This window comes from Pseudomonas sp. PA-4-8C, from assembly GCF_021606625.1.
Lineage (GTDB): Bacteria > Pseudomonadota > Gammaproteobacteria > Pseudomonadales > Pseudomonadaceae > Aquipseudomonas > Aquipseudomonas lactis.
Genome location: NZ_WKCD01000088.1, coordinates 1 through 19,423, shown reverse-complemented (window position 1 = coordinate 19,423; position 19,423 = coordinate 1). Strand labels below are relative to the sequence as shown.

Here is a 19,423-nt window from a genome sequence, read left to right as displayed (position 1 = left end):
GTTCAACCACCGGCGGCGCCGGCTGGGAAAATTCGATGGTCATCGGTGGAATTTCCGGCGGCACAATCGGCAGCACCGGCCTGGGTTTCTGGCTCACCCAATAGATCACTGCACCGTGCAGCGCCAACACCAGCAACCCGAGCAAAACCCCTTCGCGGCGGCTGGAAAAACGCTTCGGGGTCTTCTGCAGGCGCAATTGCCCCAACGGCGCGCGATGCGGCCGGCCAAGGTCGACCAACTCACCACTCGGTGCCTGGCGCCACTGCGCCTCGGGTGCACTGGCGGCGGTCTGGACATTGCCCATTGATTCACTCCCTGCGGTTTTGAAAAACCGACGGGGCCTACGTGAAGGCCCGTCGAGGGCTGAATCATCGGGGCCAGACACTTATCTCTTAAAGTAATATTTAAAGTTATAAATAGAACAAAATTGCATATATAAAACAGCCGTTAACGCCAAAGCCACGGGGTACGTGGCCTGGCTTCAAGCCGTCGTTTTTCAATGCCCTAAAGGCATACAAAATATTCAGCAAAGGTATGGCTCAGTGCGGGTTTCCACTGCACAAAGCCAGCAATTCACCCAGCAAACTCTGGCCCGCGGCGCCCAAACCACTGCGACCATACAGGGCCAATCGCACGCCATGAACAGGTGGCAAGCCACTCTCTGGGCCGAGTATGCGATGGCCCGGTTGCAACACCCGTTCCGGCAATAAACTGATGCCCAAGCCTGCCGCCACCGCCGAACACACGCTGGCCAGGCTGGCACTGGAATAGCCGATGCGCCAACGCCAACCGGCACGCTCAAGATGGTGCAGCATGTCGTTGCGATACAGGCCGCCCACGGGGAAAGCCACCAGCGGCAGCGGGTCACGGCCCAAGGCCGGGGTGCTTAGGCTGTCGACCCAGTACAAGGGCTCCGGCCACGACGCCACACAGTCGTCGCTGTCACCCATCTGCTTGACCAGCAACACGTCGAACTCACCGCCCCGCTACTGGCGCTGCAATTCAGGGCCCAGCCCGCTGGTGACTTCCAGTCGCACCCGTGGATAAGCCACGACAAACGCCGAAAGCAGCGGCATCAGGCGCTCGGCGGCAAAGTCCTCCGGCACGCCGAGGCGCAACACGCCATCGCTTTGCTGGTTGATCAGCACATCGGCGGCTTCTTCGTGCAGCGCGAGGATGCGGCGCGCATACGCGAGCAGGCGCTCACCCTCGGCGGTGGCCACTACCCGGCGCTGGTCGCGGTCGAGTAACTGATAAGCCACTGCGTCTTCCAGGCGGCGGATCTGTTGGCTGACGGTGGACTGGGTCAAGTGCAGGCGCTCGGCGGCGCGGGTGAAATTGCCGCAGTCCACCACGGCGACAAAGCTGCGCAACAACACGGGATCGAACAACGTCATCACCATTGTGTTTGCCACTGATTGGCATGTTTATATTTAATTTCAGAATACCTTGCTGGCTGACCATACTTCACCTTTCATCGCATCCGGGGGCCTTGTATGACCAACGATCAACCACACCTGCAACGCGCTATTGCCTTGGCCCGCGCCAACGTCGCCCAAGGTGGCCGCCCCTTCGGCGCGGTGCTGACGCGCAACAATGAGGTGCTGGTGGAAGCCGTGAATGAGATCCACCTGACCCAGGACCCCACCGCCCACGCCGAGCTGCTGGCGATCCGCGCAGCGAGCCGACAACTGGGTGCGCGCCTGGAAGGGTGCGTGATCTATGCCAGCGGACAGCCTTGCCCGATGTGCTTGAGCGCCATGTACCTGTGCGGTGTAGAACGCGTAGTGTTTGCCGCCAGCAACGAAATGGCCGAGCCGTACGGCCTGTCGACCGCAGCCATTGGCCAACAGGTCGGCCTGCCTATCGGCGCGCAACGCCTGCCCATCCAGCACCTTCCCGACGCCGCAATGACTGCGCTGTATCATCAGTGGAAAACCCTGCATGAGCCTGAATAAATCCCTCGCCGGCTGGGGCCTGCTGGTGGTGCTCGGCCTGAACCTGCGCCCCATCCTCAGTTCCATCAGCCCGCTGCTCGGCGAGATTCGCCAGGCCACCGGCCTGAGCTTTCAGAGCAGCGCCCTGCTCACCAGCCTGCCGGTGATCTGCATGGGGTTGGTGGCACTGGTCGGCGTGCGCGTGGAGGCGCGCCTGGGCGAGCGTCGCGGCATCGCCCTGGGCTTGTTGATGATTCTGCTGGCGTGCCTGGCGCGCTGGCTGATGGGCCAGGCTTCGGCACTGCTGGTGACCGCGCTGCTCGGCGGCGCGGGCGTGGCGCTGATCCAGGCGTTGGTGCCGGCGATGATCAAGCGCGAATTCCATCACCGCGTGCCGGTGGCGATGGGGGTGTACTCAGCTTCGCTGATGGCCGGCGGTGGGCTGGCGGCGTTGTTCAGCCCGGTAGTGGCCACGTATTTCGAGCAATGGCAGGCGGGATTGGGTGTGTGGCTCCTGCCGGCGCTGGGGGCACTGCTGCTGTGGGCCTGGCTGCCGCTGGGCGCGGCGCGAAATCCACAGCAGGCGCCTGCGTTCAAAGGGTTACGCAACCGCCGCGCCTGGTTGCTGGCGCTGTATTTCGGCCTGGTGAACTGCGGCTACATGAGCATGGTCGCGTGGCTGCCCGCCTACTATCAGCAACTGGGTTGGGGCGTGCTGCCCAGCGGTTCATTGCTGGCGTTCATGACGATTTTTCAGGTGACGGCCGCCCTGCTGATGCCGGTGCTGGCGCAACGCGGTATCGACCGTCGCCCATTGCTCAGCATCAGCCTGTTGGCGCAAACCATTGGCTACCTGGGCCTGATCATTGCGCCGCAGGAATATCCTCACCTGTGGGTGGCCTTGTGCGGCTTCGGCCTGGGCGCCTGTTTCGCCCTGAGCCTGCTGCTGACCCTCGACCATCATCGCGACCCTCGCCAAGCGGGGCAACTGGCGGCGTTCGTGCAAGGCGTGGGCTTTTTGATCAATGCGATTTCGCCGTGGCTGACCGGCTGGCTGCGCGAGCTTACCGGCAACTTTGTCAGTGCCTGGGTGGTGCTGACGGTGACGGTAGTGGCGATGCTGCTGGTGACGCGGGTGTTCAGCCCGGCCACCTATCGCACCGACCTAGAAGTCGTAGCGCCCAGTCACGCCTAAGGTGCGCGGCGTGCCCAGCAAGCCCTCGTAACCGCCGTTACCGCCGGTCCACAGAGTGGTGTAGTAGGTTTTGTCGAAGGCGTTTTTCAGCCACAGCGACACATCCCACTGCCCTTGGTCATAGTCGCCGCGCAAACCGGTAGACAGGTTGACCACCGCATACGCCGGGATCTGCCCGTAGTCGGAATCTTCCACCGTGCCCACCGCCTTGGAACGGAACGCGTAGCTGGCGGTGACATAGGGTTCGAAGCCGTTCGCCAGGTTCCACTTGTACTCGCCGTTGGCGTTGGCGATCCACTTGGAGGCGCCCACTACCTGATGGCCGCTCAAGTCGCAGGACGCCGGCGCACCGGGACGCAGGCTGGTTTCCGGCGGGCATGGCGCATCCTTGTAAGACAGGTACGTCACGTCATTGAAGGAGCCGTTGATGTTCAGGGTCAGGCCCTTGATCGGCACCAGGGTGCTTTCCACTTCCACGCCCCGCGAGCGCACCGAGCCGGCGTTGGTCAGGTACTGCACGCGGTTGTCCTGGTCGTAGGCGTTGGTCTGGTAGCCGTTGACCTGGGTCCAGAACAGGTTGGCATTGAGCTGCAGGCGGCGGTCCCACAACGTGCTCTTGAAACCCATCTCGGCGTTGTTGGCGCGCTCGGTGCCAATCAGCAACGAGTCGGCTCCGGCTGTCGGCGCAGACCCCACCGCCAGGTTCACACCGCCGGATTTCTCGCCATGGGACAGCGTCGCGTAGCCCAGCAGGTTTTCGTTGAAGTGATAACTGAGGTTGAGCAGCCCCGACGGCGTGGCGCTGTATTGCGACAGGTCGCCTGAATCATAGGCCCCGGTACGCCCACGCCGCGCCGTGGCGGCAGGCCCGCTGACCGCCGCGCCACCGACTGGCGCATTGCGCGTGACCCAGGCGCTTTTTTCTTCATAGGTGCCGCGCACACCGGCGGTGAAATCCAGGCGCTCGGTCAGGTGCCAGGTGCCTTGGGCGAACAGCGCGAAGCTGTCGGTGCGGATATGCCCGTTGCCCACACTGCTCACATTGCTCAACGCACCGGCAGGCGTGCCGTTCCAGATATCGGCCTTGGGCCCGTAGTAGGCAAAGGATTTGTTATCCAGGTCGGAGCCGAAGTAGTAAGCGCCGAGTACGTAATCGAAGAAACCACCGCTGGGCGACGCCAGGCGAAACTCCTGGGACCACTGCTTATCTTCCACCGAAACCCCGGCGTTATACGACGCCGGTACATTGAGGCCGTCATCGTTGCGCGGGGTGAAATTCCACCAGCGGTACGAACTCACCGAGGTCAGGGTGAAGTCGCTGGGCAGCGTCCAGTTGGCTTCCAGCGACGTACCGCCCTGGAACACCGTGACGTGCTGGTCGTTGTCCAGGTTGACCTTGCGATGGGTGCCGTCCACCAGGGTGGCGCCTGCCGCGTTGGCCCGGGATTGATACAGGTTGGTGCCATTGATGGTCGGCCCGGTGCTGTACAGCACGCGGGTGCCGGCGCTGGAGTCTTCTTCGTTGTAGTCGCCGATCCAGCGCAGGTTGAAGGCCTCGCTGGGTTTGTACAGCAGTTGCCCGCGAAAGCCCTGGCGGGAGCCGCCGTTCAGATCATGGCCGTCATGTTCATTCTTGATATCGCCGTCGCTGCGCGTGCGATAGGCCGAGAAACGCCCCGCCAGGTCATCGGTCAGGGGTCCGGAAATCGTGCCCTTGGTCTGGAAATAACCGTCCTCGCCCAGGGAGGTTTCGATGCTGCGCTCTGGGGTAAAACTCGGCGCGCGGGTGCTGATATTGATCACGCCAGCGGTGGTGTTCTTGCCGAACAACGTACCCTGGGGACCGCGCAAAACCTCAAGCTGCTCGATGTCCATCAGGTCGAACACCGCCATGCCCGGGCGCCCCAGGTAGACGTTGTCGATATACAGCCCCACGCTGCCTTCCAGGCCATCGCTGGCCGGGTTGTTGCCCAGGCCGCGGATCGACACGCTGGACTGGCGCGCATGCATATAGGCGACGTTGACGCTGGGCACCAATTGCTGCAAATCCTGGATGCGATACACCCGCTGGGTTTCCAGGGCCTGGCCGCCGACCACGCTCATGGGCGTCGGCACGGCCTGGGCACTTTCGGTACGCCGCCGGGCAGTGACCGTGACAGTTTCCAGTTGGCCACTGGCGCTTTCGCCCTTGCCGGCAGGCGCGGGGTTTTCAGCGGCCTGGGCCGGCGACCAACTGGTGCTGCCGGCCACCAACATAGCCAGGGGCAAGGACTTGAACAGACTCATAAGCGGCTCCAGAACCCCGGAATATTCGTCGCCTTATATTCCTAAAGGTTATTTATTTATGTTTTTACGAACATTTACTGCATAAGAGATAGCCTTTATAAGGAGTCGACGTAATGCATAGCCAATGCATTTCCCGGATATTTTTGATGTGAAAAATGCATATCGACCTGCGCCAGCTTCGCCACTTCATCGCCCTCGCCGAACAACGCAGTTTCGTCGCGGCAGCAGCAGCGGTGAACCTGTCGCAGTCGGCGTTCAGCCGCAGCATCCAGGCCTTGGAACACAGTGCCGGCTGCCAACTGGTGGACCGTGGCCGCAAAGACCTGGCGCCCACCAAGCAAGGCCAGGTAATGCTCGAACATGCACGGCGCCTGGTTAGCGGCGCACAACAACTGGCCAACGAAATCAGCCAGTTCAACGGACTGGAAGCCGGTGAACTGCGTTTCGGTTGCGGCCCCGCGCCGGCAGCTGGGTTAGTCCCACGTGCCATCGGCAGTTTTATCGGGCGCTACCCCAAGGCCCGCGTGCAGTTCCAGGTGGACGACTGGCAAAGCCTGGGCAAGCGCCTGCTCAGCGAAGAGTTCGAATTCTTCGTCGCCGACACCCGCCACTTCGAAGCCAACCCCGACTACCACACCCACCGCCTGCGCCCGCGCCGTTGGCACTTCTGCTGCCGCGCCGGCCACCCCCTGGTCGCACGCCACAGCGTCAGCGCCGCCGAGCTGATGAGCTACCCGCTGGCAGTGACCATCCGCCCGCCGAACCTGCGCAAAGTCATCGTCGACCTCAGCGGCCGGCCGGATTACCAGCCCAATGTGGAATGCGAAAACGGCTACAGCCTGATGGGCGTGGTGCTGCGCTCGGACGCCATCGGCATCGTCAGCGCCAACAGCGACGTGCTGCACATGGCACGGGGCGAGTTGGTGTGTTTGCAGATTGAGGGATTGGACGAAAACCTGGAGGAGCGCTACACCCGCTACGGAATCGTCAGCCGCGCAGGGTATCGGTTGTCGCCGCTGGCGCAGGCGATGATTGAGCAGATCAAGGAGATTGACGAGAGGGACGAGGATGTTTATGCGTTGGAAAATATTGCGGTCTGACTAAGCGGTGAACAGCGGCCCGCAACGTCAGTGAAGTCATCGTTAGATAACAAAGATCACATACAAGAGGGTCTACCTTTTGACTCGCACGAGGAAGCGCATTTGATGGACTGTATTTTTTGCAGCATAGCCCGCGGTACTGCACCCTCCCACCTCCTGTGGGAAGACCAGACCCACATGGCCTTTCTCTCCATATTTCCCAATACGCCGGGGTTCAGTGTGGTTATCCCCAAAGCCCATCACGGCAGCTATGCGTTTGCCGAACCGGACACCGTGCTGTGTGACTTGGTCATCGCAGCCAAGAAGACGGCAAAGCTTTTGGACAAAGCGCTAAAAGGTGTGGCTAGAACGGGCATGATTCTGGAGGGTTATGGCGTCGATCATCTGCACGCCAAATTATTCCCGATGCACGGGACCGGGGAAGATAGCGCCTTCAAAAAAATCAGTTCGACCCAGGACAAATATTTTGAGCGTTATGAAGGCTATGTCTCCTCCCATGACGCGGCCAGGGCAGATGATAAAGCGCTGGCAGGACTGGCCGCTCACATCAGGTCCTTCGCCGGGTAAGCCTGCTCCCACAGGGGAATGCATTTCAACTGTGGGAGCTGGCTTGCCTGCAATGACGCCAGCAGCCACACCCATGCACTCAATGCATAGAACCCAGTCCCCAAATGCACTTGCCAGAGCGCCCCTCGAACGGCGAAAAAACCCACCTGTCCTCCGTTCGGTAAATTCCTATGTCTGAACCAAAACCCGTGCGCAATGTGCTCTACATCATGTGCGACCAACTGCGCCGCGACTACCTGTCCTGCTACGGCCATGCCCATCTGCATACGCCGAATATCGACCGCCTGGCCGCCGCCGGCGTGCGTTTCAGTCGGGCCTATACACAAGGCACCATCTGCGGCCCGTCGCGCATGTCGGCCTACACCGGGCGTTATGTCAGCAGCCATCAAGTGGCCTGGAACGCAGTGCCGCTGCCCCTGGAAGAACTGACGATCGGCGACTACCTGCGCCCCCACGGCATCCGCACCGCACTGGTGGGCAAGACCCACGCCACGCCGAACCTTGAGGCCTTGCAGCGCCTGCAGATCAACCCCGACAGTGCCCAGGCCGAGCCGCTCAATGAGGTGGGCTTCGACGCGTATCTGCGTCACGACGGCATCTATCCCGACAGCCCGCTGTTCGAGGATAAGCGCGAGTCCGCGCCCTACACTCAATACTTGCGTGATCACGGCTACCACGGCAGCAACCCTTGGCATGAATGGGCCAACGCCGCCGAAGGCGAGAACGGCGAAGTGCTCAGCGGCTGGCACATGCGCAACGCCGGCAAACCCGCACGTGTGGCCGAAGAACATTCGGAGACCGTCTACACCACCGACCGCGCCATCGACTTTATCGACGAACAAGGTGAACAGCCCTGGTGCCTGCACCTGTCGTATATCAAGCCGCACTGGCCCTACATCGCGCCGGCGCCTTATCACGCGCTGTACGGTACCGAGCATGTACAGGCACCGATTCAACCTGAGCACACCAGCGATCACCCGGTGTACCAGGCATTCCGCCAACACCAGGAGAGCCAGAATTTTTCCCGTGACGAGGTGCGCCTCACGGTGATTCCGACCTACATGGGCCTGATCAAACAGATCGACGATCAACTCGGGCGGCTGTTCGATTTTCTGCAAAGCACTGGCCGCTGGGACGACACGCTGATCGTGTTCACCAGCGACCACGGCGACTTCCTCGGCGATCATTTCCTCGGTGAAAAAGAATTCTTGCTGGAGCCTGCGGTGGGTGTACCGCTGATCGTGCGCGACCCGCGTGCCAGCGCCGATATCAGCCGCGGCACCGTAGACGAGCGCCTGGTGGAAACCATCGACGCCCTGCCCACCTTCCTCGACGCCTTGGGATTGCCCGCCGCCGACCATCGCCTGGAAGGCCGCTCATTGATTCCATTGCTGCAGGGCGCACAACCCACCTGGCGCCGCTATGCCATCGCCGAATATGACTACGCCTTCCAGGCCCCCGCTCGCGAGCGCCTGGAGCAACCCATCGACCGTTGCCGCATGACCATGGTGCGCAGCGAGCGCTGGAAGTACCTGGCGTACGACGGCTTTCGCCCGCAACTGTTCGACCTGGAAAACGACCCGCAAGAACTGCACGACCTGGGCAGCGATCCTGCCTATGCCGAGGTGCGCGAGACGCACCTGGGTTATCTGTTCGACTGGCTGCGCGGTTTGAAGCGGCGCACCACCATCAGCCACACGGAGGTTGAACTGCGTGGGCAATGGTTTCGTTATGGTGAGCCAGAGGCAGAGAAAGTGGTGAAGATCGGAGTCTGGTAAACACCACGAATCCAAATGCGGGCTTGCTCGCGAATGCAGTGGGTCAGTTGATACGTCGACTGACACTGCGCATTCGCGGGCAAGCCCGCTCCCACATTTTTTAATCTTCACTCAGATTAAAGACCTTTAGTGGTTTTGCTTGATTGCCCCTGCACCCCCACCGGCACATCCCCCTTGAGCGTAACCCGGCGCACGATGCGCTCCTGGGTGCCGTAGTCGTCCACCGCGTAATGCTGGGTGGCACGGTTATCCCAGATCGCCACGTCGCCGGTGTTCCAGCGCCAGCGCACGGTGTTTTCCAGGCGAGTGACGTGGCCTTGCAGCAGGTTGAACAACTGCGCCGACTCTGCCTGGGAGTAGCCTTTCAGGCGTTTGACGAAGTGCCCCAACAGCAGGGTTTTCTCACCACTGACCGGGTGCACGCGCACCACCGGGTGTTCGGTTTCGTACACCGTGGAGGTGAACACCTTGCGGTATTCCTCCAGCTTCTCCACCGCCACATCCGGCTTGCGGGCGGCATAGTCGTATTCGTTGCTGTGCACTGCCCACAGGTGGTCAGCCAATGCGCGCAGTTCCACGCTCAGGTCGTTGTAGGCAGCGGCGGTGTTGGCCCATACGGTGTCGCCACCGGAAGCAGGCGCCAGCACCGAACGCAGGATCGAGGCCTTTGGGTACGCATCGACGAAAGTCACGTCGGTGTGCCAGGAATTGGCGCGCTGGCCACGGGTGCCATCCAACTCCATCAAGAAGCGCGTGCCGTCCCGCACCGGCACCGTCGGGTGGGCAATCGGCTCACCGAGCAGGTGAGCAAAGGCTTCCTGGCTCTGGTCATCAAGATGGGTTTGTTCGCGGAAGAAGATCACCTTGTACTGCACCAGCGCCTGCTGAATGGCTTCGACGGTGGCGGCATCCAGCTCACCGGACAGTTTGATGCCACGGATCTCGGCACCGATCCGCCCGGCTACCGGGTGAATATCGAGTGCGTGGGCGATGGGTTGAACGACTAATGCGGCGTTGCTCATTGTGATGACCCTCATGTGCCTGCGAAACGGTGGGGGGGACGCTTCCAGCAACGCTCTATCCATATGCAATTTAGGTCTAGCAAATGAATGAATGCTTCGTTGACGGAATAAGAGCTTGCATTTAAAACCTCAGCTTGCTCGGTCGCAAATGCCTTCGACCTATTTTTAAAATGCCGGGAAAGCATATGGATCTTCGCCAACTGCGCTACTTCATCGCCCTCAACGAACACCGCAGTTTCGTGCGTGCCGCGGACGCCATGGGCATCACCCAACCAGCGTTCAGCCGCAGCATCCAGGGGCTGGAGCAGGAGTTCGGTTGCGTGTTGGTAGATCGTGGCCACAAGGACTTGCGCCCCACGCCGGAAGGCCAGGTGGTGTTGCAGCACGCCCTGAGCCTGGTGCATGGCGCAGCGCTGCTGAGCAGTGAAGTGACGCGCATGACCAAGCTCGACGCCGGCGACCTGCGTTTCGGCTGCGGCCCGGCGCCAGCCGTGAAACTGGTGCCGGATGCCGTGGCGCGGTTTATCAACGCGCACCCGAAAATCCGCACCACGTTTCAGGTGGATAACTGGGAAACCCTCAGCCGCCGCCTGAGCCGTGAAGAGATCGAATTCTTTATCGCTGACATTCGTCAGTTCGAGGCCGACCCGAATTTCCAGACCCGCGCACTCACCCCCAAACGCGGGGTGTTTTTCTGCCGCCCTGGGCACCCGTTGTTGGCCAAGGACAGCCTGTCGACCAACGATATGTTCGACTACCCGCTGGCGGCGCCGCTGATTTCCCAAGGCATTCGCAAGCTGTTGGCCAACCTGAGTGGGCGTATGGATTTTTCACCGAGCATCCAGACCGAGCACTTCCCGGCGCTGGTGAGCATCGTGCTGCAAACCAATGCCATCGGTGTCGGCACTGAAGAAGCGTTTGCCGAGGACATTGCCAGGGGGGCGTTGGTACTGCTGCACTGGCGCAACTTGCCGCAGCACATGGACACCCTGAGTGCACGCTGCGGGATCGTCAGCCGCACGGGGTCGCGGTTGTCGCCGGCGGCGAAGGCGATGATTGAGACCTTGGTGGAGGTGGATAGTCAGCAGGTGAGTGTGGCGGTTTGACGGGCCCCTTCGCGAGCAAGCCCGCTCCCACATTTGGAATGCATTGCAACCTGTGGGAGCTGGCTTGCCTGCGATAGCGATAGCCCAGGCACCGACAAGCTCAGAGCCCCGCCGCCGCCAACCCAGGCACCACCCAATCACTCACCTGAAACGACCTGCGAATCAACTTCTCTTTGGACGCCAAGTCCACCGCATCCTGCAATTTGCCAAGGAACACCGGGTCCAGTGTGGAGGGGAAAACTTCGCTGAGTTTCTGGTCTTTCAAATCATTGGTGAGGATCACCGGCGGGTAACTGGCCAGCCCTGACACCAGTGCGATGTACGCCTGTTTGTTGTTGTCATCGGTCAACCACTGCACCGCTTGCTGCTGAGCCTTGAGCAACGTGGCCACAGCGTCTGGGTGTTCATCGACGAATTTGGCGCTGCCCACCAGCACGGCCTGGATGCTGCCGGCATCGCCCAGGTCTTTGGTGGTCAGCGGTATCTCTGCCAAGCCTTTGGCCTGCAACGCCGTCAGGGTGGAACCGCCCCAGGTGGCGTCAATCTGCTTGGCGGCCAGGGCGGCAGCGGCCGCGTTGAAGTCCAGGTTGATCACCTTCAGGTCCTTCTCGCTCAAGCCCTGGCTGGCCAAAGCGCTGTCGAACGACAACTGGCTGGCCGTGCCACGGAACACCGCCACGCGCTTGCCCTTGAGGTCTTGCAAGGTCTTGATGCCGGAGCCCGGCACCACGCCGAGGTAGTGTTTCACTCCCCGTGCAGAGGCGCTGAGCAGCCGCGTGTCCAGGCCATTGGAGCGGCCGATGATCGCTGCCAGGTCGCCCAGATAGGCCAGGTCCACCTGGCCGTTGGCGAACGCTTCGTTGATCACAGGGCCCGCGCCTTTGAAGTAATTCCACTGGATCTGGATGCCTTGGTCGGCAAAGGCTTTCTCAAAGATCTGCTGCTCACGCAACACGTCGGTGATGCCACCGCCGCTGTGCTGGCTGCCGGCACTGAGGTCGGGCACCGCAATGCGGATTTCCTTGAGGTCGGCGGCATGCACCAACCCGGCCAGGGCAGTGCCGACGAACAGGCTGATCAGACGTTTAAAGGGCAGTTTCATAAGCGCAGCTCCTGGTGGGCGACGGTCGCCTGGGGAGCAAAAAGTAGGCACAGACTGAACAAAACTTTAAATACTATAAATTCACAATTTAATAGCTTTTAGAACTATGCAAGCTAACCCGCAGCCTCCAGCGGGGTATGCACAAACAGCATCGAAAATATTCTTCGAATGCATTGGATGCGTGGCGGTGTGAGGCTTTAAATGACTTTTCTTATCTCACAATCATCTTGATCAAGCTTTTGTAAGATCGAAATCACATAACGCATTCGGAGGTCTTCCATGGCCCGGATTTCACTTCTGAGCCTGCCGCTGGCGGCCCCGCCCAAAGGCATCGCGCCGCGCTGGCCGCAGCTGGGCCAGCGTTTATTGCCGTGGCTGCTGCCACTCACGCTGTTTGCCTTATGGTGGCTGGCCAGCCGCAATCATTGGATGAGCGAGCAGATTCTGCCCACTCCCGCCCTGGTCTGGAGCAGCGCGATGGAGTTGGCCGGCGGCGAGTTATGGAGCCATCTGGCCATCAGCTTGCAGCGTTTGTTCTGGGGCCTGCTGGCCGGTGTCAGTGCCGGCGCGATACTCGGCGCGTTCCTGGGTTTCAGTGCGCGCGCCGAGCGCTTGGTATTCCCGACCTTCAGCGCACTGGCGCAAGTGCCGACCCTGGCCTGGATCCCGCTGTTCATGGTGTTTTTCGGCATTGGCGAAACCCTCAAACTGGTGGTGCTGGTCAAGGCCATCGTGGTGCCCGTGACCCTGCATACCCTGGTGGGCGTGCGCGATGCCCAGCCCAACCTGCGCGAAGCCGCCCGGGCGCTGCGCCTGCCTGGCCACTTGCTGATCCGCCGTCTGATCCTGCCCGCCGCACTGCCGGCGTTCATGGCCGGCGTGCGTCTGGCCCTGGGGGCCGGCTGGACTTCCTTGCTGGCCGTGGAGTTGCTGGCCTCCAGCGAAGGCATCGGCTACCTGATGGTGTGGGCGCGCCAGTTGTTCATGCTCGATATCGTCTTCGTGTGCATCGTGGTCATTGGCGTGCTGGGTGTGGTGATGGACCGCGGCATCGGCTGGCTGGATCGCAAGTGGGTGCACTGGCCCCACCCTGCCACCGCGCAGATCCGCCGCGGGCCACGCTATGAAGGCTGGCAACGCCTGCAGCCCTGGTTGTTACCCTTGCTGTTGTTGGCGCTGTGGCAGGCAGCGACGCAACAGGGCTGGGTAGACCCGAACATTCTGGTCAGCCCATGGACCGTGCTGCAAACCACCCTGGCCGGCGCACTGGATGGCAGCCTGACCACAGCCCTGGGCAAAAGCCTGGGCCGAGCCCTGGGCGGCTTGCTGCTCGGCGGCAGCCTGGGCTTTGCCGTGGGCCTGTGGCTGGGGTTGTCGCGGCGCAGTGAGCGACTGTTCGGCCCAACCTTGTCCGCGCTGCGCCAGATTGCGATTTTTGCCTGGGTGCCGCTGCTGACCGCCTGGTTCGGCCTGGGTGAGTTGGCCAAGTGGGTGTTTATCGCCCTCGCCGCCTTCTTCCCGTTGTTTATCGCCACCCAGCGCAGCGTGCTCAACCTGTCGCCCCAGCTGCGCGAAGCCGCGCAGGTGCTGCGCCTGAACCTCTGGCAACGCCTGCGCCGCCTGGTGCTGCCGGGCGCCGCGTCGGGGATTTTCGCCGGCCTGCGCCTGAGCCTGATCTACGCGTGGATGGGCACCCTCGGCGCCGAATATTTCATGCCCTCCAATGGCGGCATCGGCAGCCTGATGATCGGTGCCCAACAGCTGCTGCGCATGGACCTGATCATGAGCGGCATGCTGCTGGTCGGCCTCACCGGCGCCACCCTCAACCTGCTCGGCCAACGCCTCGAAACCCGCGCCACTCGCTGGAGACACGCATGAACGCACCGATTGTCAGCTTCAACCATGTGGGCAAGTCCTTCGACGTCGATGGCTTCGAACTGGAAGCCATCCGTGAATTCAACTTGGAGGTGGCCGAAGGGGAATTCGTCGCGATTGTCGGCGCCAGCGGTTGCGGCAAGTCGACCCTGCTGCGCCTGCTGGTAGGGCTCGATACGCAGTTTCGCGGCGAGATCCAGGTGGATGGCAACGCTGTCAGCGGTATCGGCGGCGAACGCGGCATTGTATTCCAGGAGCACCGCCTGTTCCCGTGGCTGACCGTGGCGCAAAACATCGGCCTGGGCCTGGTCAACGAGCCGCTGAGCGAGGCCGAGCGCACGCGGCGCATCAACGATTTTATCGAGCTGGTGGGCCTCACCGATTTCACTCGCGCCTACCCCCACCAACTCTCCGGCGGCATGGCGCAACGGGTGGCGATTGCCCGCGGCCTGGTGGCCAGCCCGCGCATCCTGTTGCTGGACGAGCCCTTCGGCGCCCTCGACGCGCTGACTCGTCAGCAGATGCAGGATGAACTGCTGGCGATTCGTGCCCGCGCCAGGATCACCACGGTGCTGGTGACCCACGATGTGGAAGAGGCGATTTTCCTGGCCGACCGCGTGGTAGTGATGGAGCCCAGGCCCGGGCGCATCAAGCAAGTGGTGAACATCGCCCTGCCCCATCCGCGCCAGCGCAGCAGCTTTGAATTTCACCAACTGCGCGAAGAACTGCTGCACGAGCTGATCAGCGATGACCACTACCAACCACCCGTGCGCGAACAGATTCGCGATTTGCCCCTGGCGTTTATTGCCTGCTGAGGTGAGCTAAATCGCTGTGTGCCTGCTCACGTCGCTCGAAGCGGTTGGCGCGGGCAAAGGTGCCCAAATCATTGAAGCGCACACCCATCTCGGCCATGACCTTATGCGCCACCTTGGTGGTCATCTGGCGGATGTAAAACGGCTCTTTCACCACAAAGTGATGGATGCCATGGGTGCTGCCGAAGTTGAAGCAGAACGCCTGCAACGGCCACAGCCACCAGGGGTTCAGCACTTGGGTTTGCTGGATCACATTGCCCAGCTCCACATCGCCGTAGTAATGCATGTTGGAGCTGACAAAGTGCAGGCAGAAGGTGCGCAACACGTTCGGGCCGATGATCACCACCGCAGCGATATCGATCACCTGCATCACCTGCAAGGTACCAGCTGACCACTGAATGGGCGCGCCCATCAAACTGGCAATCCCATTGGCGGCATGAAAGCCCAGGAAGACGTACCACGCGCCCCAATGCAGCAAGGCCAGCGGTGCGTACACCAGCAGCACGCGCTTGAGGATGCTGAACCTGTGCGGCCAGGTCTTGGCGCGCAACAGGCGGATCAAGGCCGACATCATGTTGTCCCCCACCATCAGCAACCGCGCGATGCCCCAGGGTTCGCCATTGGTGATCGCGCGCTCTTCCATATCGGCCTCGGTGCCCGAAACCTTGTGATGGTTGAGGTGCAGATGCCTACGTATCCACGGGTTGATGGTGCTCGGGCGCGCCAGCCACACCAGGCCCATCATCAAATTGTGGGGCACGCGCTGTTTGCGAAAGTACATGCTGTGGATCAGGTCGTGTTCCAGCTCGTGAGTGAGCGAGGCGAAGAACGCATTGAGCAGCAGGCACACCCACCAGGCCATGTGACCGCTGATATAGAGCGCCGCCGAGCCGAGCATGCCTAACAAGGCAAAGGCCAGGATGCCCGCGCCCAGCGCGTCCTGATGCAACAACCAGGGGTGCCGCTGGCGCAGGCGCACGCCCTCGGCCATCACCACCTCGCGGATATGCGCCGAACGCTGTTGTGCGTTCAACGGCTGGGGGCTTGCAGAAGTACCGTCCATGCTTCCATTCTCTTGTGAAGTGATGCCTGAATCCTGCACCTAACCCTAGCGCAGGACGCTAGCCGCGCACGCCAATCTGTTGACCACAAGCGCCAATTGCCATGACCGAACCCACTTCCCTCGCCAGCTGGACCCGTGCCCTGCGCAAGCAGCTCGACGCCCTGGGCCTCGACAGCGCCGCGCTGTGCGCCGAAGCCGGGCTGGACCCGCAGCAGATGGACGACCCCAACGCCCGCTATCGGTTGTCGGCCACTACGCGCTTATGGGCGCTGGCGGTAGAGGCCAGTGGCGACCCGGCGATTGGGTTGCGGGTGTCGCGGTTTGTCAGCCCCACCACCTTTCATGCGCTGGGTTACGCATTGGTGGCCAGCGGCAGCTTGCGCGAGGTGTTCGAGCGCATCGTGCGCTATCACCAGGTGGTCAGTGATGCCCTGGACCTGGAGCTGAGCCGCCACGGCGACGTCTACCGTTTTCGCCTGCTCCAACCCCCAGGCAGCCCCGCGCCCGCGCCGGAAGCGATCGATGCCTTTGCGGCGATCTATGTGCGCACCTGCCGCAACCGCCTCGGGCGTGACTATGCGCCGCTGGCCGTTTACCTACGGCGCCCGGAACCTGCCGACCCCAAGCCGTGGCATACGGTATTTCGCTCGCCAGTATTCTTTGCCGCCGACGAAGACCGCCTGGAGTTCGCCGCCAGCGACTTCGACAGCCACCTGGACGATGCCAACCCGGAGCTGGCCGAACACAACGAAACCGTGCTCAAGCGCACCCTCGCCCAACTGCAACCGCTGACCTGGGAACGCAAGGTGCGCGCCGCCATCGAGGCGCAATTGCCAGACGGCGAGCCGAGTGCCGAACGCATTGCACAAGCGCTGCACTTGAGCCTGCGCAGCCTGCAAAGGCACTTGGCCGATGAGGGGTGTCGGTTTGACGCCTTGCTTAACGAGTGCCGGCAAAACCTGGCGTTATTGCACCTGCGCGACCCGCAGTGCTCATTGGCCGAGATCAGCCATTTGCTGGGGTTTGCCGATACCAGCAGTTTCAACCGTGCGTTCAAGCGCTGGACAGGGATGACGCCGGGGCAGTTTCGCGACGGGGTGCAGTAGCAAGGGCCTCATCGCAGGCAAGCCAGCTCCCACAGGGGAATGGGTTCACATCATGTGGGGCTTGCCTGCGATGAGGCCAGTACAACCACCAAAACTCCCTGAGTTTGATTACAAACCTGTCATCCAATTGTGCGGCTTTTGTCCGCATCCGCTGGTTACCGTGACGGCCTGCTTTCTGGAGCCCTCACTATGTACCGCACTGCCTTGTTCTTGAGCCTCGCCGTGGCCACCGCCGCCCAGGCGGCGCCACAATTGCCACGCCACGCCGAGCTGGATTTGCACACCGCTCGCCAACTGGCCGATGCCAGCCTGGCCCACTGCACCGCTGCGCTGACCGTACTCGACCGCGGTGGCAACCTGTTGCTGGGCCTGCGCGCTGACGGTGTCGGCCCGCACAACAGCCTCGCCAGCCAACGCAAGGCGTACACGGCGCTGTCGACAAAAACCCCGACCCGGCTGTTTGCCGAACGGGCGCGTAATAACCCCGAGGCCGCCAACCTCAACAGCTTGCCCGAGCTGCTGTTGCTCGGCGGTGGCGTGCCGCTGTTTGTCGACGCCGAACTGGTCGGTGCCCTAGGCATCGCCGGCGCCGGTGGCGCCGCGCAGGATGAAGCCTGCGCCGTGCAGGCCGCCGAGCAACTGGGCTTGAAAATCACCCCTTGATTCCACTTCCCTCAAAAGGACTTCGCGATGAAAACCTTGAGCATGACCCTTGCCGCACTAAGCCTGAGCGGCCTGTGCAACCTGGCCCTGGCCGACGGCAACCCGCTGAGCGTGCACGTACTCAACCTGGAAAATGGCCTGCCAAGCGCCGGGGTCAATGTCACCCTGGAACAGCACGTGGGCGATAAATGGCAGTCACTGTCTGAAGGTGTCACCAACCAGCAAGGCCGCATCGCCGAGCTGTTCCCGGCCAACCGCAGCCTGCAGCCGGGCGAGTACCGCGTGGTGTTCAAGACCGGCGATTACTACAAGAAGGCTAACCGCGAGACGTTCTTCCCCGAGGTGCCGGTGATTTTCCAGGTCAAGCAGGCCGACCAGCACTACCACATCCCGCTGCTGCTCAGCCCTTACGGCTTCTCCACCTATCGCGGTTCATAGGCCCGCGGCCAGCTGCAGCCCGTTGAGGTCGCGTATCTCGATGGCGCCGTAACTCAAGCCGATAATGCCCTGTTGCTCCAGCGCCTTGAGCAGACTGTTGATGGTCTGGCGCGACAGGCCCAGCATTGCCGCCAGATCCTCCTGGGGCAGGTGCAGCACGCGGCGCGCCTGCTCCGCTTCGCCATAGCCTTGGGCAATCATCAGCAAGCGATGGGCCAGGCGCTTTGAGGCGGGCATCAGGCTTATCTGTTCGATATTGATCAACGACAGCCGCAGTTTATGGCTCATCAACAAAGCCATCTCCCGCCAGAACACCGGACGCTGTTCAAGGATGCCGAGCATCGCCGCCTGCGGCACCTGCAACAGCCTGCATGCGCCCGTGGCCAGGGCATCGTGGGTGCGCGGCAGGTTGTCGAACAGGCAGATCTCGCCGAACCAGTAGGGCGTTTCCACCAGGCTCAACACCGCTTCCTTGCCTTGGGCACTGACCGCACTGATGCGCACCGTGCCTTCCAGCACCGCATACACGCCGCACGGCGGGTCACCTCGCTTGAACAGGTACTGCCCCGCCGTCAGCACACGCAACCGCGCTGCCTCCAGCAGGCTACGCTGCAAGTCAGGCGGCAAATGGCTGAACCAATGACCGCGAGCCAATTGCGCGTGCCATGTCCCTGTGTCCATGCGAACTCCGAAGATTGTCGCCCAGTTGACAGTTAGGTACAGGCTGACAGGGCATGATCAAACATCCTACAGGAGGAACAACAATGAAAAGCCTCGTCGACCACCTCAGTCAATACGCCGCATACCACCGCGACCCACGCAACATCGCCAGCCACTTCATCGGTATCCCGCTGATTGTGGTGGCGGTGGCCGTGCTACTGTCGCGCCCCGAGTGGTCGGTGGGCGGGCTGTGGCTATCACCTGCGGTGCTGCTGGCGTTGTTTTCGGCGTGGTTTTACCTGCGCCTGGAACTGGCCTTGGGCGTGTTGATGACGGTGCTGATGGGCTTGTCGGTGTGGGCCGGGCATGTGCTGGCGGCGCAAAGCACGGCGGTGTGGCTGAGCAGCGGCGTGGGCATGTTTGTGGTGGGCTGGGTGATTCAGTTCGTCGGGCATTACTACGAAGGCAGAAAGCCTGCGTTTGTGGACGATGTGTCGGGGCTGATCGTGGGGCCGTTGTTTGTGGTGGCGGAGTTGGCGTTTTTGCTGGGGTTGCGGCAGGACCTCAAGCGGCAGATTGAAGAGCGCTCTGGGCCGGTGGGAGTACGCGGGAAAAACGCCACGGTCTAACAAGTACTGAACATCCAATGTGGGAGCCGGGCTTGCCCGCGATGGCGGTGGATCAGTTGGCATAACTGTCGACTGACACACCGC

General features: G+C 61.9%; 17 protein-coding genes and 2 pseudogenes. 12 read left to right on the top strand and 7 right to left on the bottom strand.

The genetic code is table 11. The features are described 5' to 3' along the window. Together GIW04_RS15385 and GIW04_RS15380 are read right to left on the bottom strand one after the other, a co-directional pair. Positions 1 to 304, bottom strand: a pseudogene (locus GIW04_RS15385) (energy transducer TonB); the annotation flags it as partial. 235 nt (positions 305 to 539) lie between these two features. Next, positions 540 to 1,391: pseudogene (locus GIW04_RS15380) on the bottom strand (LysR substrate-binding domain-containing protein). A gap of 105 nt (positions 1,392 to 1,496) precedes the next feature. On the opposite strand from GIW04_RS15380, the gene GIW04_RS15375 reads away from it, so the two are divergent. Together GIW04_RS15375 and GIW04_RS15370 are read left to right on the top strand one after the other, a co-directional pair. Continuing rightward, a complete protein-coding gene (locus GIW04_RS15375; protein ID WP_034134611.1) occupies positions 1,497 to 1,958 on the top strand; it encodes a nucleoside deaminase in 462 nt (153 codons plus the stop codon). After that, complete coding sequence (locus GIW04_RS15370) at positions 1,945 to 3,132, top strand: CynX/NimT family MFS transporter (RefSeq protein ID WP_120247806.1); 1,188 nt, start codon at positions 1,945 to 1,947, stop codon at positions 3,130 to 3,132. The genes GIW04_RS15375 and GIW04_RS15370 overlap by 14 nt, the downstream gene beginning before the upstream one ends. Here GIW04_RS15370 and GIW04_RS15365 read toward each other — a convergent pair. Further along, positions 3,103 to 5,418 (bottom strand): TonB-dependent receptor, encoded by a 2,316-nt coding sequence (locus tag GIW04_RS15365; RefSeq protein WP_057709526.1) that lies wholly within the window; start codon positions 5,416 to 5,418, stop codon positions 3,103 to 3,105. The genes GIW04_RS15370 and GIW04_RS15365 overlap by 30 nt on opposite strands. Positions 5,419 to 5,573: 155 nt before the next feature. Here GIW04_RS15365 and GIW04_RS15360 point away from each other — a divergent pair, with 155 nt between their 5' ends. From GIW04_RS15360 to GIW04_RS15350, 3 genes are all read left to right on the top strand, one after another. Beyond that, positions 5,574 to 6,518, top strand: a complete 945-nt coding sequence (locus GIW04_RS15360) for a LysR family transcriptional regulator (protein ID WP_120247805.1) — start codon at positions 5,574 to 5,576, stop codon at positions 6,516 to 6,518. A 105-nt stretch (positions 6,519 to 6,623) separates the two neighbouring features. Further along, positions 6,624 to 7,085: an HIT family protein gene (locus tag GIW04_RS15355; RefSeq protein ID WP_094774333.1), complete on the top strand. Its 462-nt coding sequence runs from the start codon at positions 6,624 to 6,626 to the stop codon at positions 7,083 to 7,085. Between the two features lie 170 nt (positions 7,086 to 7,255). Beyond that, entirely contained in the window at positions 7,256 to 8,863 is a 1,608-nt protein-coding gene (locus GIW04_RS15350) for an alkaline phosphatase family protein (protein WP_120247804.1), read from the top strand. 116 nt (positions 8,864 to 8,979) lie between these two features. Here the strand turns inward: GIW04_RS15350 and GIW04_RS15345 are convergent, their stop codons facing one another. After that, positions 8,980 to 9,885, bottom strand: a complete 906-nt coding sequence (locus GIW04_RS15345; RefSeq protein ID WP_236269925.1) for a TauD/TfdA dioxygenase family protein — start codon at positions 9,883 to 9,885, stop codon at positions 8,980 to 8,982. Between the two features lie 185 nt (positions 9,886 to 10,070). Here GIW04_RS15345 and GIW04_RS15340 point away from each other — a divergent pair, with 185 nt between their 5' ends. Then, the gene (locus GIW04_RS15340; protein WP_003187586.1) at positions 10,071 to 10,991 is read left to right on the top strand and encodes a LysR family transcriptional regulator; all 921 of its coding nucleotides are present in this window, start codon (positions 10,071 to 10,073) and stop codon (positions 10,989 to 10,991) included. Positions 10,992 to 11,091: 100 nt separating this feature from the next. Here GIW04_RS15340 and GIW04_RS15335 read toward each other — a convergent pair whose 3' ends face one another. Next, entirely contained in the window at positions 11,092 to 12,093 is a 1,002-nt protein-coding gene (locus GIW04_RS15335) for an ABC transporter substrate-binding protein (protein WP_057709522.1), read from the bottom strand. 279 nt (positions 12,094 to 12,372) lie between these two features. Between GIW04_RS15335 and GIW04_RS15330 the strand changes: the two genes are divergently transcribed. Next, positions 12,373 to 13,971: an ABC transporter permease gene (locus GIW04_RS15330; RefSeq protein WP_120247803.1), complete on the top strand. Its 1,599-nt coding sequence runs from the start codon at positions 12,373 to 12,375 to the stop codon at positions 13,969 to 13,971. Continuing rightward, positions 13,968 to 14,783 (top strand): ABC transporter ATP-binding protein, encoded by an 816-nt coding sequence (locus GIW04_RS15325; RefSeq protein ID WP_003187579.1) that lies wholly within the window; start codon positions 13,968 to 13,970, stop codon positions 14,781 to 14,783. Before GIW04_RS15330 ends, GIW04_RS15325 begins: the two co-directional genes overlap by 4 nt. On the opposite strand, the gene GIW04_RS15320 is transcribed toward GIW04_RS15325, so the two are convergent. Continuing rightward, the gene (locus GIW04_RS15320; protein WP_003187578.1) at positions 14,770 to 15,843 is read right to left on the bottom strand and encodes a fatty acid desaturase; all 1,074 of its coding nucleotides are present in this window, start codon (positions 15,841 to 15,843) and stop codon (positions 14,770 to 14,772) included. The genes GIW04_RS15325 and GIW04_RS15320 overlap by 14 nt on opposite strands. 101 nt (positions 15,844 to 15,944) lie before the next feature. Between GIW04_RS15320 and GIW04_RS15315 the strand changes: the two genes are divergently transcribed. The 3 genes from GIW04_RS15315 to uraH all read left to right on the top strand — a co-directional run bounded on the left by GIW04_RS15315 (position 15,945) and on the right by uraH (position 18,050). Next, positions 15,945 to 16,949 (top strand): AraC family transcriptional regulator, encoded by a 1,005-nt coding sequence (locus GIW04_RS15315; protein WP_120247802.1) that lies wholly within the window; start codon positions 15,945 to 15,947, stop codon positions 16,947 to 16,949. A gap of 189 nt (positions 16,950 to 17,138) precedes the next feature. Further along, complete coding sequence (locus tag GIW04_RS15310) at positions 17,139 to 17,612, top strand: GlcG/HbpS family heme-binding protein (protein WP_120247801.1); 474 nt, start codon at positions 17,139 to 17,141, stop codon at positions 17,610 to 17,612. A gap of 27 nt (positions 17,613 to 17,639) precedes the next feature. After that, the gene (uraH, locus tag GIW04_RS15305) at positions 17,640 to 18,050 is read left to right on the top strand and encodes a hydroxyisourate hydrolase (RefSeq protein WP_032894191.1); all 411 of its coding nucleotides are present in this window, start codon (positions 17,640 to 17,642) and stop codon (positions 18,048 to 18,050) included. Here uraH and GIW04_RS15300 read toward each other — a convergent pair. After that, positions 18,045 to 18,731 (bottom strand): Crp/Fnr family transcriptional regulator, encoded by a 687-nt coding sequence (locus tag GIW04_RS15300; protein ID WP_120247800.1) that lies wholly within the window; start codon positions 18,729 to 18,731, stop codon positions 18,045 to 18,047. The two genes, uraH and GIW04_RS15300, sit on opposite strands and share 6 nt — an antisense overlap. 83 nt (positions 18,732 to 18,814) lie before the next feature. Between GIW04_RS15300 and GIW04_RS15295 the strand changes: the two genes are divergently transcribed. After that, positions 18,815 to 19,339 carry an Mpo1 family 2-hydroxy fatty acid dioxygenase gene (locus GIW04_RS15295; RefSeq protein WP_058410246.1) on the top strand — a complete coding sequence of 175 codons (525 nt, stop codon included), beginning with the start codon at positions 18,815 to 18,817 and terminating at the stop codon, positions 19,337 to 19,339. Positions 19,340 to 19,423 lie beyond the last annotated feature (84 nt).

Excerpts from the sequence above, each read along its gene's own strand:
- GIW04_RS15375 (WP_034134611.1), top strand. The coding sequence starts at position 1,497 with ATGACCAACGATCAACCACACCTGCAACGCGCTATTGCCTTGGCCCGC.
- GIW04_RS15370 (WP_120247806.1), top strand. The coding sequence starts at position 1,945 with ATGAGCCTGAATAAATCCCTCGCCGGCTGGGGCCTGCTGGTGGTGCTC.
- GIW04_RS15365 (WP_057709526.1), bottom strand. The coding sequence starts at position 5,418 with ATGAGTCTGTTCAAGTCCTTGCCCCTGGCTATGTTGGTGGCCGGCAGC.
- GIW04_RS15360 (WP_120247805.1), top strand. The coding sequence starts at position 5,574 with ATGCATATCGACCTGCGCCAGCTTCGCCACTTCATCGCCCTCGCCGAA.
- GIW04_RS15355 (WP_094774333.1), top strand. The coding sequence starts at position 6,624 with ATGGACTGTATTTTTTGCAGCATAGCCCGCGGTACTGCACCCTCCCAC.
- GIW04_RS15350 (WP_120247804.1), top strand. The coding sequence starts at position 7,256 with ATGTCTGAACCAAAACCCGTGCGCAATGTGCTCTACATCATGTGCGAC.
- GIW04_RS15345 (WP_236269925.1), bottom strand. The coding sequence starts at position 9,885 with ATGAGCAACGCCGCATTAGTCGTTCAACCCATCGCCCACGCACTCGAT.
- GIW04_RS15340 (WP_003187586.1), top strand. The coding sequence starts at position 10,071 with ATGGATCTTCGCCAACTGCGCTACTTCATCGCCCTCAACGAACACCGC.
- GIW04_RS15335 (WP_057709522.1), bottom strand. The coding sequence starts at position 12,093 with ATGAAACTGCCCTTTAAACGTCTGATCAGCCTGTTCGTCGGCACTGCC.
- GIW04_RS15330 (WP_120247803.1), top strand. The coding sequence starts at position 12,373 with ATGGCCCGGATTTCACTTCTGAGCCTGCCGCTGGCGGCCCCGCCCAAA.
- GIW04_RS15325 (WP_003187579.1), top strand. The coding sequence starts at position 13,968 with ATGAACGCACCGATTGTCAGCTTCAACCATGTGGGCAAGTCCTTCGAC.
- GIW04_RS15320 (WP_003187578.1), bottom strand. The coding sequence starts at position 15,843 with ATGGACGGTACTTCTGCAAGCCCCCAGCCGTTGAACGCACAACAGCGT.
- GIW04_RS15315 (WP_120247802.1), top strand. The coding sequence starts at position 15,945 with ATGACCGAACCCACTTCCCTCGCCAGCTGGACCCGTGCCCTGCGCAAG.
- GIW04_RS15310 (WP_120247801.1), top strand. The coding sequence starts at position 17,139 with ATGTACCGCACTGCCTTGTTCTTGAGCCTCGCCGTGGCCACCGCCGCC.
- uraH (WP_032894191.1), top strand. The coding sequence starts at position 17,640 with ATGAAAACCTTGAGCATGACCCTTGCCGCACTAAGCCTGAGCGGCCTG.
- GIW04_RS15300 (WP_120247800.1), bottom strand. The coding sequence starts at position 18,731 with ATGGACACAGGGACATGGCACGCGCAATTGGCTCGCGGTCATTGGTTC.
- GIW04_RS15295 (WP_058410246.1), top strand. The coding sequence starts at position 18,815 with ATGAAAAGCCTCGTCGACCACCTCAGTCAATACGCCGCATACCACCGC.